Raw genomic sequence first — 14,783 nt, 5'->3', positions numbered from 1 at the left:
TGATCAACCGTGAGTAGGGTTCAGACCGGATATTCTACCGTATCTCACCTTGTGAAGCCGCGTCGCCCTCATTTTCACCGGCAGGCTCGGCACTGTTTCCTTGTTCAGCGGCCTGTGCTTCTTCGGCTGCGGAACGCTGGGCAACGAATTCTTCCGTACCTGGTGAAGTGTATACGGTTGGGGCTTCTTCGTCTGGCCAATGCTGCGCCGGGAAGGTAGTGCGTGGCGGCCACGCTTCATCGTAAGCGTGCTCGTTTGGCTCAACTTCCCACTGTGCCGTTGGCGTGGCATCAGCATAGACGGTGGTGGTAGCTTCCGGCGGTGCTGTCGGTCCCTGAATTGGTGGCAATTCGGGACGGTTAACCCGTGGTGCAAGCGGCGCCATTGGCACCCGCGGAATCTTCTGTGCCTTCGCAGCCAAGCCCTTTGCTTGAACCACCGAATAGCGGCTTATTCGTTTGAACGCGGTGTATGGGCGGAAGTGCTTTGGACGGCGCAGACGACGCGCACCGCGCTCGCCCAGGAGAACACCAGCCGCGAGTGCACCGGCGATAGCTAGCGCGGTTGCCAGGTTTGAGATACCGGTGATGAACTGCTCGTTCAAGGAGGCGTACATACCGCGGTAGAGAGTCAAACCAGGAAGCATTGGCGTATAGCCAACAATCATGGTGATAAGCGGCGGGATGAAGAAGCGACGAGCCAACAGACCACCGGCAAGGCCCACAACAATCGCAGAAATACCAGAGGCAACAACCACGCTGGCGCCGAAAGGAACGACCACGAAGTAGTAGAACAACATGCCTGATGCGGCAGTCGCACCGGAGATAAGCACCTCAGTCCACGAAGCGTGCAGTGCGAAGCCTAGCGCCGCGGAACCAATGCCACCCGCAAGAACCAGCAGCGGGATCTCGTAGTACACCGGCGATGACATGGAAGCCAGTGGCGGAAGCGGGTAGCCGATCCACGCGGAGAACTGGATGCCCAAACCGACGCCGCCAACAATCGCACCTGTTGATAGGAGCGCTTCAAAGAATCGCGCCGTGGATGTCACGGGTGCTCTGGTAATGCCGTCAATAATTGATTGCACCAGCGTTAGACCAGCAACCAGGACGATGATGCCCATGCCGATAACCTGGCTGGGTGAGAACGCCAATCCAAGCGTGGATGCAATGTTGTAGACGACTGCTGCGGGCACAACGGCCATAAATCCGCCGACAATATTGTGATAGAACGGCGGGATTCTCAGCCCATCCATCCAGATGACAACCGCCATGATGCTGAATGCAACAAAGAAGGACATGATTGCCACGAAGACGTTGCCGCCCAGCATGACTGAGAACGCGCCACCCATCGTGCCCCAGCCAAGCAACTCAGTGAAGATGGTGCGCGGCGACTTCATGGCCTCGATGTCATCCAGGGCTTGCTCTGCAACAGCAGGCGGGGTCATACCCGTGTGGATCGAACGAATCAGACGGTCAACAGCGGAGAGTTTAGAAAAGTTAACAGTCCACTTCGGGGCTGAGCGCACCACAGTAAGTGGCTGCCGTTTGGAACCGGTACCGATATTGGTGTGGATGGTAATCGTGGACATGACGATATCCACGTGGCAGTAGTGCAAACCGTAAGATGCCGCGGCGAGATACACCTGCGCGCGGGCATCCGCGTTGGAGCTGCCGGAGAAGATCAAGATCTCACCAATGCGCGCCGCGATTTCCATAACGCCGGTCACCTGCGCTGGGTCTGTCAGATCGACTGGTGCCAGGGGCGATGGCGGCGGTGCCGCCATCGCGGTATCGACCGTTGCAACGTGGTCGGTGTTGAGGAAACCTTCAGGGAATTCACCAGTCAGGATGCCGTGAACAGTGGAGTCTTCATCATGGATAGAACTGGTTGCTGAAGTACCTTCAGCCGACGTTTCCGACTTATCGCCCTTGAACAGGCGTGCCTTAAAAGACTCAAATACAGACAACGAACTTCCTCTACACCAGCGTTGATGAACTACATTAAACTCTTCGGATATTTACACTGCACACAGTCGCATTACACGTTTTCTGTACTGCACTTTAATGCCGGAACTCGATTCGTGCATACCACCGCGTAAACATTAGTTTTCACCAGAAATAACGCCGTGTCATGCGTTGAAATGTGGTCTGTCAAACTCGGCTTTTGCCACTGCGTATAGCCCTATTTGGAAGTTTATAAACGGAATGTTGTAGTGTAAATAGGCACTGCTGAAGTGGCGCAATTGGTAGCGCAACGCACTTGTAATGCGTAGGTTGCGAGTTCAAGTCTCGTCTTCAGCTCAAATTTTCCCCTATGGTCTGCTGTGCAGCTCGAATAGGGGAATTTGTCTTGAGTAGCCATTGAAAGTTTTTCTCTCTCTGTACATTGGGCTGCACGTTGGTTATTCCCACATCCTGAACTGGGCTGCGAGGTTTGCCATTATTTGTACGAGAATTGGGGAATCATGAGCGAAGGACGAAACAAAGACGGCGGAATGTCGGAGCTATACGCGGAAAAACTGCAAGAGCTCGAAAAACGCGCTCGGGCGATTCTCATTGAGCATCAGGCTGGAGACAGTGCACTTGTGCATTCAGAACTGAATGTTGCTGACCTCGGTGAAGTAGATTTTCCACGGAAGGCAGTTGAGTCAATTCGGGACTCGGACTTGCCTAGGAGTGAGCGGCATGAGCTAATGACGTACTTGCTGGGATGCTGGTACAAAGACAACATTGGTGGAACATGGACCTATGTTCCAATGCTTGTAGAGCAGCCTGCGCTTTACTTGGGATTTGGTATCGGAATAGCAAACGCATCTGGCACCGTACTGGCTAATGTAGCGGAGACTGCGCGCGGGATTCTTGAAGGAGCAGACATGGACTTTGAGGAAGCTCGTTTCAATGCAGACGTCAAAGTCGCGAAAAGCAGCACCGATGAAGCTCGGGGAGCATCCGAAAGATAAATTGCGCTGGAACACACTTGGTTTAGCGCTACAGAAATGCGGCTCCGCAGAGGAATTCAATACCTGCGGGACCGCATTCTTTGTGTCTTGAAAAGAGACACAAGCGAGCCGATGAAAGGCGCGAGCAGGATGAAAATCAGCCAGAGTAAGGTACGGGCGCGGTTGTTTCGCTGGAAGTAAAGATCGATTGCCGACCAGGCAGTGAGTACGACAAGAACAACAGCAAGTGTGCCAAATGCAATGTCAGTGGCGGTGAGGATCAGAGGATTCATTCCGTGCTCATTTCATTGCTGGTCCGGTCATTGGAACTTGAGGTTTGAGGTTGGATGACAACTTTCCACAGATAAAGGGCAAGGACAATGCCGAGTGAGATGAGGACGGCGCCGGAGACCCAGCCGGCCCAGACGGTGGGCCAGGGGAGAAAACCCGTGCCGGGATGCTGTTGATGACAAATGGTTCCGCGATAAGACCAAGCGGAACGATCAGAAGCAGCCAGGGGAATTTGTGGGAAAGACCCCCGATAAGTCCGAAGGTGGGACCGGAAATGAAAGAGCCATACATCCACAAGGCGTTGCTGCTAAAGATCTGATCATCGAAGACGCCGATGAGCAAACCAAATGCGTAATGAATAGCCAGCATGGCGAAGATGATGACGGTACCGGCAAGAATGCTGCGCCACAGGCGGGGGCCGGCAACACGCCCAGCCCACACGCTCATCGACGCCCAAAGGATGCCGGAGCCGACAACAAGGCCCACGGTGTTGCGCAAGAACAGCAAGCTGTTGGCTTCACCGGAAAGCATTGCAGTCGTGGTGAAGTGCCCAAGCGCGTATCCAAAAGTCGGCACCGCCGCCACGATGGTGATCGTCTTATATCGTGACATCACAATTTCCCCCGATAAGTCGTAGTTTTCGACTATACCGCCGCGATTCGGTCGAGGAGGTTGTCCACCATGAGTTTGCGGTTGGACGCAGACAGGGGGCGCTGCGAGATGTGGTCATAAACCCACAGGCCGTTGGCAATAAGCGAGATTTCCAGCATTTCCGGACTCAAGTCTGGGTCGGAGGCATTGGGAATCCACTTGCTATCCACCGGGACCCACTGCTGCGCGAAGTCAGGGTGAGACTTGGTGTGGATGCTCAAGATGAGCTCCACCAGCGGATCATTTTTGCCAAGCGATAAAATCACCGCGCGCAGGCGCTGCTTGGCGTCTAGCTCATCGGCAGGTGCGCCAGCGATGGAGATGAGCTCATCCTCCCAGCGCTGCGCGGACCACGCGTGGATGTCAATAAGCATCTCGTGGCGCGAAGGAAAGTGATAGATCAGCCCTGATTTAGACATGCCGGTCGCCTCAGCGAGTGACTCATAGGTCAACGCGGGAACACCATCGCGTTCAATGATGTTCAGGGCTGCTTGAAGCGCTACTTCCTTCTTGCTAGTGCGCGCCACCGTTTCCTCCTGACTTCGGGTTATCGCGGAAGCACCAGACCGTGACAATAGTGAGGATGAAAGCAAAGACAGCCATGAATCCCACGGTGGTGCCGTATGCAGAAGCATACGCGGTCGAGGCTTGAGCATGACCAAGCCCACCATGCAGAGCTACGATGCCCATGTGCTTGAGCTCCGCCGGAAGATTAGTCAGATACAAAGCAGGAGTCAGCGAACCCACGAAGGCCACGGACAGCAAGGTGCCGAACTCATAAGAGACTTCCTCCACGCCGGCGGCCATGCCGGAGCGGTGCATCGGAACCGAACCGATAATCGCGATGGAAGATACGGACATGATGGAACCCGCCCCGGCGCCCAGGAAGAGTAGGCCGGTAATGAGCAGCGGAACCGAATCGGCATGTGTGGACCACATGGCCAGCCCCGTGCCGATGGTGGCGAGCAAGAAGCCGCCAGAAATCAACGGCAAGAAACCTATGCGGTGCAGGTTCGCACCACCGAGTGCGGACATTGGCAAGGCAGCTACGGCAGCCGCGGCAACAACGAGACCGGCGTGGAAGGGCGAGAAATCATCAGCGAGCTGAAGCTTTTGCGCCGTGATCATCTCCAACCCAGCCATTATGAACATCGCGCCCGAAGCCGCAATGACACCACCGGCAAACAGGCGGTTGCGGAAGACTTCAAAGGTCAACAGTGGCTCATCCAGCTTGTTCTGACGCTGGACAAAGAGGTGTCCGCCGATAATAAACGCCACGAAAGCCACGGCGATGAGAATCCACGAGCGGTTCGGGTTAGCCAGTTCCTTGATGGTCAACGTCAGACCGGTGAGGGTGACCAGCGCGAAGATAGAAGACACCAAATCCCAGTGCTTGATTGGGTTAGCCATATTCGGCGGCGCCAACAATGCTGTAGCAATCAACGCGATAACCACGACGGGGACGTTGATGAGGAAGACCGAGCCCCACCACCACACTTCCAGCAGCGCGCCGCCGACAACTGGACCGGCCGCAGCGCCGACCACGGCAACAGAGCCCCAAATTCCGATGGCGGTATTGCGCTCTTGCTCATTGGTAAAGGTCAAGCGGATAAGCGCCAGAGTTGCAGGCATCATTACCGCAGCGCCCAGGCCAAGCAACGCGCGGGCGGCAATCAAGAACGCCGGGGTGGGGGAGAACGCCGCGGCTAACGATGCCACGCCGAAGATTACCAGGCCGGTGGTAAACATCCGACGGTGGCCAATCTTGTCACCCAAGGTGCCGGTGCCCAACAGCAGACCAGCCAGGACCAGCGGATAAGCGTTGATGATCCACAGCTGCTGGGTATCACCCGCGTGCAGCTCTTCCGTGAGTGTAGGAAGTGCGGTGAACAAAATGGAGTTGTCTAGGCCGATCATGAGCAAACCCAGAGAGATAGCAGCGAAGAAAGACCAGCGCTGCACTGGCGTGGAGTTGTTATCGAATTCCTTGCGCGCGTTCCTCAGACGCGCGTTGTGTCCTGCCGTCATAGCGGATTACTGTAACGTACGTTCGGTACAGTAACAAGTGTGAGGAAGGGGTTGGTTAGAAACGTCACAACCGCCATATCCGGTAAGGATGCGAACCGTTGTGGCGAAAATTCCGGATTGGACGCATTATGGGGATACACCCTGCGTTTAGTGGAGTGGCAAATCTTCGAGATGAAAGAGGTTAGACATGGCACGTACTTATGCTGACCAACTGGTTGACACCCTTGAAGTACAAGGTGTCAAACGCATTTATGGTCTAGTTGGTGACTCCCTCAACCCCATTGTTGATGCTGTTCGACGCTCATCTATTGAATGGGTTCACGTTCACAATGAAGAAGCAGCCGCGTTCGCTGCCGGCGCGGAATCCCTGCTTACCGGTGAGCTGGCCGTGTGTGCTGGTTCCTGCGGCCCGGGCAACACCCACTTGATTCAGGGCCTTTATGACTCCCACCGCAATGGCGCGAAGGTGCTGGCTCTGGCCAGCCACATCCCATCGCGTCAGATTGGTGGGCAATTCTTCCAGGAAACCCACCCAGAGATTTTGTTCAAGGAAGCCTCCGGCTACTGCGAGATGGTCAACTCCGCAGCCCAGGGCGCTGTGATTACGCACAACGCTATCCAGTCCACCATGGCCGGCAACGGCGTTTCCGTTTTGGTTATCCCTGGTGATTTGGCTTCCGCTGAGGCAGAAAATGAGCAGTTCACTGAATCTGTCATCTCCGCTGGCAATCCCATTACCTTCCCGGATCCGGCTGAGGCAGCAGCGCTGACTCAGGCCATCAATGAGGCAGAGAAGGTCACCTTCTTTGTTGGTGTCGGTGCACGTTATGCCCGCAAGGAAGTCCTTGAACTAGCTGAAAAGGTCAAGGCGCCGGTAGGCCACGCGCTGGGCGGCAAGATGTACATCCAGTATGACAATCCCTTTGACGTGGGCATGTCTGGCCTGCTGGGCTATGGCGCGGCGCACGATGCCATGAATGAAGCAGACCTGCTGATTTTGCTGGGTACTGATTTTCCTTATGCCGACTTCCTGCCACAGGGTGGTGCGGGCGATACCAAGGTGGCGCAGGTGGATATCAACGGCGCGCACATTGGCCGTCGCACCAAGGTCTCTTACCCAGTCACCGGTGACGTTGCTGCCACCATCGCGAATATCTTGCCGCATGTAAAAGAAAACAAGAACCGTTCCTTCTTGGACAAGATGCTCAAGCAGCACCACAAGAAGCTGACTCAGGTGATTGATGCCTACACCTCAAATATTGAGAAGATGACGCCGCTGCACCCAGAGTTTGTTGCTGATGTTATTGATGAAGAAGCAGCGCAGGATGCTGTATTCACGGTGGATACAGGCATGTGCAACGTGTGGGGTGCTCGCTACATCACCCCGAATGGCCAGCGTGAACAGCTCGGTTCCTTCCGCCACGGCACTATGGCCAATGCTTTGCCACACGCGATTGGTGCGCAGTTCGCAGACCTTGACCGCCAGGTCATTTCCTTCAACGGTGATGGTGGCCTGGCCATGCTTCTGGGTGAGCTCCTCACCGTCAAGCGCCATAACCTGCCAGTGAAGTCCTTTGTCTTCAACAACTCTTCATTGGGCATGGTGAAACTAGAAATGCTGGTGGAAGGCATACCAGAGTTTGAAACCGACCATGATCCTTTGAATTTTGCGGACATTGCAACCGGCATTGGCATCAAATCCATCCGCGTGGAAAAGCCAAAGGAAGTCCGCAAGGCTGTGCGCGAGGCACTCGCTTATGACGGCCCTGTGCTGGTGGAGTTTGTTACCGACCCGAATGCGCTGTCCATTCCACCAACACTGTCTATTGATCAGCTGCTCGGCTTTTCCAAGGCTGCAGCCCGCACCGTCTTTGACGGCGGCGTCGGCCACATGGTGGACATGGCTGCGTCTAACCTGCGCAACATCCCGCGCTTCTAGGTGTTTAGCTGGCGCTAAATCACCGCACATGAGGTGGCGCTAGGACGTGGAAGTCCCTAATTCTGCGTGGAAAGTTCCTTGGAGCTTTCCACGGAGGGGTCGCGCACTGGGATGAGAATGAGTGCGCCGACTAGTAATACAACGGCGATCGCGATGACACCACCGCGGTCGCCGTCGCCGATCAAGGACACGAAAATGCCAAAAAGTGCAGGGGTGAGCCAGCTGACTGAGCGGCCGGTGGTGGCGTAGAGGCCGAACATCTGGCCCTCGTGGCCGGCGGGTGCAACGCGGGCGAGGAAGCCGCGAGATGCGGATTGTGCAGGGCCGACGAAAAGACACAGGATGAGCCCCAGGATCCAGAAGGCGACGGGGCCGTCGACAAAGTACATAGCGCTGCCTGTTCCGGCGAGGATCAACAGTGAGGTCAAGATGATGACTTTGGGTCCCACGATGTCATCAATGAGACCGCCGATGAGTGCGCCGAGTGCTGCGGCAACGTTGGCGGCAACACCGAAGATGAGCACGTCGCCGGCGTTGAGCCCGTAGACGGAGACACCTAGAACAGCGCCGAAGGCGAAGACCCCGGCCAGGCCATCGCGGAAGATGGCTGAGGCGAACAAGAAATAGCAGGCGTTGCGGTCAGCGTGCCATAGCTCTTTGATGTCACGAAACAGCTTGGCGTAGGAGTCCTTGATGCTTCCCGGCTTTTCACCAGATGGGGGAATCTCCGGCACGCGGAAGAAACCCGGCAGGGCGGAAAGCCCGAACCAGACGGCGGCGAGTACCGCCACCATTCGGATATTCAGGCCGCCCTCAGTACTAATCCCCAGCAGGCCGCCATCACCGGCGACGAACCCGAAGTAGCAAATCAACAGCAGGAAGATTCCACCGAAGTAGCCAAAAGACCACCCGAGGCCGGAAATCTTACCAACATTGTCCCTGGTAGAAATCTGGGAAATCTGCGCGAAGTAGTTGACCTCAGCGAACTCAATGGTGATTGTGCCAATAGCTAAGACAACCAGGCCAATCCAGAAATACATCGGTGCATCATTGCGGATGAAAAACAGCGCGGCCATCAATAAGAACGTGATGAAAGACCACAACGCCAAAGAACGCCGGCGGGTACCGCGGGTATCGGAGCGCTGGCCCATAATCGGTGTGACCGCGAAGATAGCCAAGCCCGCAACGGTCATGGCAACTGAAAGCCACTGCGCCGGGGTGCGGGAGGTATCAATCTGCGCGCCGACGGAATCGGTGAGATAAACCGCGAAGATAAACGTCACCAGCACCGCGTTGAATGCTGCGGAACCCCAATCCCACATGGCCCAGGAAAAGACCGTCTTTTTATCAGTGCGCTTGGCGGAGTCAGGAACATTCTCCAATGCTGGGCTAGTCATAGTGCTCAATCCTAAAACTATCCCCGCATTTGTGCAGCGCAATAAACCGCAATGAGTTCTGTACAAAAAGTTTAGGATTGGGCTTGAACTTAACGCTGCGTCAACCAGGAAGATAATTCTTGTGACCAATTACGACCAGAACGAATACACCATCGGCGAGGCCGCGGAGATGCTGCAGGTATCCACGCGCACGCTGCGCCATTGGGATGAGGTTGGCCTGCTGCAGCCCAGCTGGCGCACGTGGGGCGATCATCGTCTGTACTCCGAGTCCGATGTGGAGCGTGGCATGAACATTCTCATCTACCGCGGCGCGGGCGTGGCGTTGAAAGATATTGCACAGCTTATCGATTCCTCAGCGGCCTCCCGCACCGCCATCCTGCGCGATCAGCGCCAGCGGCTTCTGGCTCAGGTTAGTCACATGAAAGAACTCATCCAGGCAGTCGACACCCTGTTGACTGCGGAAGAAAACGAGAAAGGAAAGACCATGAGCATGGAAGACAAGATTGCACTATTTGGCGACAGCTGGCCCGTCTATGACGAGGAGGCCCGCGAGCGCTGGGGTGATACGCAGGATTACCGAGACAGCCAAGAAATGGTCCGGAAGATGAGCAAAGAGGAGATTGTCGCCGCGAAGCAAGCCGGTGAAGATTTCAAGAACTTGCTTGCCGATGCCCATCAGCGCAACGTCGCGCCGGGAAGCGATGAGGCACGCGGGATCATCGATAAGCATTTGGCGACAATCAGTCCCTTTATGCCGATGAGCCGTTCCAAGCAGGTCCTACTTGCGCAGATGTATGTGGCGGATGAACGCTTCGCAGAGGCGTACGGTGATAGTAGGGAGTACCTGAAAGAGCTGGTTGAGGCGCAGGCGAAGGCTGAGGGAATCGATCTAAACAACGTGAATTGGGAGTAGCAAAGTCTCACAGGTTTCTTTCAGAAGGTGTTCAGTTCCTTTGATAGCGTGTGTGCCACACTTTCTTGTTAGTTAAGGAAACGGCGAAATCTTTCTAAGGAAGAAACATGGAAGAAAACAGTAATGACCAAGTAACTGTCTTAGTTGTCGATGATGAACCGAATATCGTCGAGCTATTGACAGTATCCCTCAAATTTCAGGGCTTTAATGTCCGCAGTGCCAACTCCGGCACGGAAGCATTGCGCATCGCGCGTGAGATCAACCCAGAGGCTTACATCCTGGACGTCATGATGCCAGGCATGGACGGCTTCGAGCTGCTGGGAAAGCTGCGTGCTGAGGGCCTCGACGGTCCAGTGCTGTACCTGACCGCGAAGGACAGTGTTGACCAGCGCATCCACGGCCTGACCATTGGGGCAGATGACTATGTGACCAAGCCATTCAGCTTGGAAGAAGTCATTACCCGACTGCGCGTTATTCTGCGCCGCGGCGGCGCTGCCCAGGACGACCATGGTGATGCCACCATGTCCTATGCGGACTTGACGCTCAATGATGATACCCATGAGGTGACCAAGGGTGGGGAGATCATTGATCTTTCACCAACCGAGTTCAACCTGCTGCGCTTTTTGATGCAGAACAAGGAAGTTGTGCTGTCCAAGGCCAAGATTCTGGACAACGTGTGGCACTACGATTTCGGTGGCGACGGCAACGTTGTGGAGTCGTACATCTCCTACCTGCGCCGCAAGATTGATACCGGTGACTCACCACTGATCCACACCGTGCGCGGTGTTGGTTATGTTCTGCGTACCCCGCGTTCTTAGAATTAACGTCTTAAGAATCGGCAACTAAGCTATCTCCTGATGTAGCGATTTCAGGTAGATACAGGTAGAAATAGGCAGAAACAGGCACTGCGTGAGTAATTCAGCAACAGCAGACAATGGCGGGTCCGTAAACGGAACCGCGCAGGCTAAAGACGGACGTTCTTTTAAAGACCGCGTGCAAGGGTATTTCTACCCAGGCATGTCTGGCTCGCCGCAGGCAATGCCGCTGCGCACCTGGCTGGTTGTGTTGCTGGTTGTAGTGTCCGGCCTGGGGCTTATCAGCGCTTCGGTGGCAGTGTCCGCGGTGATGCGTGATGTGTTGTACAACCGCGTTGATGATGAGCTCATGGAAGCTGAAGATGGCTGGGCGCGTACCGCCAACATCTTCGGCGTGGATATGACTGGCCGTCCGCCGACAGAATATTCGCTGATCAAGATTTATGCGGATGGCACAGTTCGCTACCTCAACCCATATGAGTCCATGCCGCAGGTGGATGAACTGGTTATTGGTGCAGCACCGGAAACGGTGGATTCCACGAAGGAATCCAACTCCACTTCGGAGTGGCGTGCCATGGCTACTGAACGCGACGGTGTTATCACCGTGGTGGCAAAGAACCTGGATTCGGAGCAAGTCTTGCTGCGCGGTCTCGCCGTCGTGCAGTTAATGATTGCTGTGGTGGTGCTGATGCTAATCGCCATTTCTGGTTTCTGGTTCATCAGACGTGCCTTACGCCCGCTGCGCGTGGTGGAAAAGACGGCCTCTGAAATTGCGGCCGGTGACCTGGATAAACGAGTCCCGCAGTGGCCGCTGCATACTGAGGTTGGTCAGTTGTCTAGCGCGCTGAATATCATGTTGGCCAAGCTGCAGGCATCCATTGAGCATGCCCAGGGCAAAGAGGAGCAGATGCGCCGATTTGTTGGTGATGCTTCGCATGAGCTGCGCACACCGTTGACTTCATTGCGTGGTTACACAGAGCTGTACCGCTCGGGCATTACTGATGACGTCGACTTGGTGCTGTCAAAGATTGATGCTGAATCTTCGCGCATGTCTTATTTGGTGGAAGACCTTTTGGCGTTGACGCGCGCTGAGGGCTCCCGCCTGGATATTCGCACCGTGGATGTTCTTGAACTGTCTCTTTCCGTAGCATCATCTGCACGCGCGGCCTTTACGGATCGCTCCATCAACGTTGCTAATAACACCTCCGGCGTGCCGGTGGTCTACGGCGATCCGAGCCGTTTGCACCAAATCATTTTGAACCTCATTACCAACGGCTTGCGCCACGGTGGTGAGGATGCCAAGGTCACCATTGAGCTGGAAAAAGACAATGGTGATGTGTTGGTTAAGGTTATTGACACCGGCCGTGGCATGGACCCGGAAGTTAGCTCCCATATCTTTGAACGTTTCTACCGTGAGGACACCTCCCGCACACGCGATACCGGCGGTTCCGGCTTAGGCTTGGCCATTGTGAAGTCTCTGGTGGAACAGCACGGTGGTTCCATCGATGTTGAATCCGAGCTAGGAGTCGGTTCCACCTTCACGGTGCGCCTGCCTGCCGCGGAAGAACCCGAATCCATCGAAGCTTCCGAGGACCTCAATGAAGTAGAAACTCCACAAGCTAACGCCACGCCGGTGAAAGCTGCCCGCAAGAACCGTTCTTTCCGCAACGGCAAGAAGGATAGTGCCAAAAAGGACAATGCCAAAAAGAGCAACGGTAATGCGGACGAAGTAGAGCACTAGCCAGTTCTAGGCCGGATACAAAAGAGCAGCCAGCCACGAAGAAAACCGTGGCTGGCTGCTTTAGTTGTGCGGCCTAGTTGTTGCGGTAGCCGTTCTCATCGGTGTTGAGGTGCTGGCGGATACGCACCGCCGCCTCATCCATCGCCTTCGGATCAGTGGCATCCATGGCCATCGCCTTAGCAAAGTCGTACTCAGACATCTTCTCAGTGGGGAAGAGGTGAATGTGTGCGTGTGGGACATCGAAACCAGCGATGATAAAACCGGTTCGCGGGGTGTCATAAGCAGTCTTGATGGCTTCACCAATCTCTTGTGACAGAGAGGACAAGTGCAGCCAGGTCTCAGAATCCAGGTCAGTCCACTTGTCTACCTGCTCAATTGGAACCAGCAGCACATGGCCATAGCGCAGTGGCTCGATGGTCAAAAACGCAGCGCAGACATCATCACGATAAACGAAACGGCCCGGAAGCTCGCCGTTGATAATCCTGGTAAATACAGAAGGCTCAATCTCAGTCATGGTCTCAATGCTAGGTCAATTATTCACTGTGTGTCGTAGAATTTTCCGACGCTTGGTAATTGAAGGACACGCTGTATGGGCAAGCCGTAGCGAAATTTGGCTCGCGTTGGGGTACCCAGGGCTGCGAAAAGTTAAGATAGTTCACATGCGCATACTTGTAATTGGTTCCGGCGGCCGCGAGCACGCCATCCTTAAAGGCCTTGCGGCTGACCCCGCTACCACTGACCTGCACGTTGCACCGGGCTCACCAGCTTTTGCTTCCTTAGCTACTGTGCACGCTGACTACAAGGAAGTAGCGGACCCAGCCCGCATGCTGGAGTTGGCACGCGACGTCAACCCGGACCTGGTTGTTGTTGGACCTGAGGTTCCCCTCGTCGCCGGCGTCGCTGATGCTCTGCGCGCTGAAGGCATTGCAGTCTTCGGTCCAAACGCTGACGCAGCTCAGATTGAGGGCTCCAAGGCCTTTGCTAAAGAAGTGATGGAAGCAGCAGGCGTGGCTACCGCCCGCGCACAAACCGTGCCAGCCGGCGCGAGCGATGACGATATTGAACACGCACTCGATTACTTCGGCCCCATGTATGTGGTCAAAGATGACGGTCTTGCCGGCGGCAAGGGCGTTGTTGTTACCCCAGACCGTGCTGAAGCTCGCCAGCACATTCACCTCGTGCACGCTGCTGGGAACCCGGTACTGCTGGAGTCTTTCCTGGACGGTCCTGAGGTTTCATTGTTCTGCCTGGTTGATGGCGAAACCGTCGTTCCACTGCTGCCAGCGCAGGACCACAAGCGTGCCTATGACAATGATGAAGGCCCAAACACCGGCGGTATGGGCGCGTACACCCCGCTGCCATGGCTGCCAGCCGAAGGCGTTGAGCGCATCGTGCGTGAAGTCTGCGAGCCAGTAGCTAAGGAAATGGTCAAGCGCGGAACTCCATACTCCGGCCTGTTGTACGCGGGTCTGGCATGGGGCGTAGCTGGTCCGTCCGTGGTTGAATTCAACTGCCGTTTTGGTGACCCAGAAACACAACCGGTGTTGTCATTGCTCAAGACCCCATTGGCTGGTGTTCTCAACGCGGTTGCAACCGGAACCTTGGATGAGCTTCCACCGCTGGAATGGGAAGACGGCTATGCGGTCACTGTTGTGTTGGCCGCAGCGAACTACCCAGCAGACCCACGCAAGGGCGATGCCATCACTTCACCTGACCTCGCGGATGCAGACAAAATCCTGCATGCTGGTACCTCGGTGAAAGATGCGGAAGTCATTTCTAACGGCGGACGTGTTCTTAACGTCATTGGTAAGGGCGAGTCCCTATCTGAAGCGCGTGCTGCTGCATATGACGTGCTCAACAACATTGAGCTGGCAGATAGCTTCTACCGCAACGACATCGGCCAGGCTGCAGAAGAAGGCCGCATCAGCATCGATTCTTAAGTCCGCATCGTGGCTTCTAGAGAGACGATCAACCCGCACAATCTCCTTGTGAATGAGGCGTAGGTGCAGCAACGGTGTTGCTGTGGAAAAGTAGCTGCAGGAAAGTAAAGGCGCAAGTAGAGTACTT

The 14,783-nt window shown here is 55.4% G+C and carries 13 protein-coding genes and 1 tRNA gene; 7 read left to right on the top strand and 7 right to left on the bottom strand.

Translation table 11 applies throughout. The features are described from left to right. Positions 1-34 precede the first annotated feature (34 nt). Positions 35-1,852 (bottom strand): threonine/serine exporter ThrE, encoded by a 1,818-nt coding sequence (gene thrE, locus CCASEI_RS12365; protein ID WP_051461268.1) that lies wholly within the window; start codon positions 1,850-1,852, stop codon positions 35-37. A 378-nt stretch (positions 1,853-2,230) separates the two neighbouring features. Between thrE and CCASEI_RS12360 the strand changes: the two genes are divergently transcribed. Together CCASEI_RS12360 and CCASEI_RS12355 are read left to right on the top strand one after the other, a co-directional pair. After that, positions 2,231-2,303 (top strand) — tRNA-Thr (locus CCASEI_RS12360). Between the two features lie 164 nt (positions 2,304-2,467). Continuing rightward, entirely contained in the window at positions 2,468-2,962 is a 495-nt protein-coding gene (locus tag CCASEI_RS12355) for a hypothetical protein (protein ID WP_006822705.1), read from the top strand. 56 nt (positions 2,963-3,018) lie between these two features. Here the strand turns inward: CCASEI_RS12355 and CCASEI_RS15740 are convergent, their stop codons facing one another. Genes CCASEI_RS15740 through CCASEI_RS12335 form a run of 4 tightly spaced genes read right to left on the bottom strand, consistent with a single transcriptional unit; the run spans position 3,019 to position 5,911 of the window. Beyond that, positions 3,019-3,234 (bottom strand): PLD nuclease N-terminal domain-containing protein, encoded by a 216-nt coding sequence (locus CCASEI_RS15740; protein WP_006822706.1) that lies wholly within the window; start codon positions 3,232-3,234, stop codon positions 3,019-3,021. A 7-nt stretch (positions 3,235-3,241) separates the two neighbouring features. Continuing rightward, the gene (locus tag CCASEI_RS12345; protein ID WP_025388134.1) at positions 3,242-3,844 is read right to left on the bottom strand and encodes a hypothetical protein; all 603 of its coding nucleotides are present in this window, start codon (positions 3,842-3,844) and stop codon (positions 3,242-3,244) included. Between the two features lie 32 nt (positions 3,845-3,876). After that, positions 3,877-4,410 carry a TetR/AcrR family transcriptional regulator gene (locus CCASEI_RS12340; protein ID WP_006822708.1) on the bottom strand — a complete coding sequence of 178 codons (534 nt, stop codon included), beginning with the start codon at positions 4,408-4,410 and terminating at the stop codon, positions 3,877-3,879. Beyond that, positions 4,397-5,911: an MFS transporter gene (locus CCASEI_RS12335; protein WP_025388133.1), complete on the bottom strand. Its 1,515-nt coding sequence runs from the start codon at positions 5,909-5,911 to the stop codon at positions 4,397-4,399. Before CCASEI_RS12335 ends, CCASEI_RS12340 begins: the two co-directional genes overlap by 14 nt. Before the next feature lie 187 nt (positions 5,912-6,098). Here CCASEI_RS12335 and CCASEI_RS12330 point away from each other — a divergent pair, with 187 nt between their 5' ends. Then, positions 6,099-7,850 (top strand): pyruvate dehydrogenase, encoded by a 1,752-nt coding sequence (locus tag CCASEI_RS12330; RefSeq protein WP_025388132.1) that lies wholly within the window; start codon positions 6,099-6,101, stop codon positions 7,848-7,850. 56 nt (positions 7,851-7,906) lie between these two features. On the opposite strand, the gene CCASEI_RS12325 is transcribed toward CCASEI_RS12330, so the two are convergent. Beyond that, complete coding sequence (locus CCASEI_RS12325) at positions 7,907-9,247, bottom strand: MFS transporter (RefSeq protein WP_025388131.1); 1,341 nt, start codon at positions 9,245-9,247, stop codon at positions 7,907-7,909. A gap of 121 nt (positions 9,248-9,368) precedes the next feature. Here CCASEI_RS12325 and CCASEI_RS12320 point away from each other — a divergent pair, with 121 nt between their 5' ends. From CCASEI_RS12320 to CCASEI_RS12310, 3 genes are all read left to right on the top strand, one after another. Beyond that, complete coding sequence (locus CCASEI_RS12320; RefSeq protein WP_025388130.1) at positions 9,369-10,160, top strand: MerR family transcriptional regulator; 792 nt, start codon at positions 9,369-9,371, stop codon at positions 10,158-10,160. A 107-nt stretch (positions 10,161-10,267) separates the two neighbouring features. Next, entirely contained in the window at positions 10,268-10,978 is a 711-nt protein-coding gene (locus CCASEI_RS12315) for a response regulator transcription factor (protein WP_006822713.1), read from the top strand. Between the two features lie 220 nt (positions 10,979-11,198). Beyond that, entirely contained in the window at positions 11,199-12,716 is a 1,518-nt protein-coding gene (locus tag CCASEI_RS12310; protein ID WP_025388129.1) for a sensor histidine kinase, read from the top strand. Between the two features lie 73 nt (positions 12,717-12,789). Here the strand turns inward: CCASEI_RS12310 and CCASEI_RS12305 are convergent, their stop codons facing one another. Beyond that, positions 12,790-13,230 (bottom strand): HIT family protein, encoded by a 441-nt coding sequence (locus CCASEI_RS12305; RefSeq protein ID WP_025388128.1) that lies wholly within the window; start codon positions 13,228-13,230, stop codon positions 12,790-12,792. Between the two features lie 145 nt (positions 13,231-13,375). Here CCASEI_RS12305 and purD point away from each other — a divergent pair, with 145 nt between their 5' ends. Continuing rightward, on the top strand, positions 13,376-14,656 hold the full coding sequence (purD, locus tag CCASEI_RS12300) for a phosphoribosylamine--glycine ligase (protein WP_006823169.1): 1,281 nt from the start codon (positions 13,376-13,378) through the stop codon (positions 14,654-14,656). Positions 14,657-14,783 lie beyond the last annotated feature (127 nt).

The organism is Corynebacterium casei LMG S-19264, from assembly GCF_000550785.1.
In the GTDB taxonomy this organism is placed as follows: domain Bacteria; phylum Actinomycetota; class Actinomycetes; order Mycobacteriales; family Mycobacteriaceae; genus Corynebacterium; species Corynebacterium casei.
This window is presented reverse-complemented; position numbering and strand designations above follow the sequence as displayed.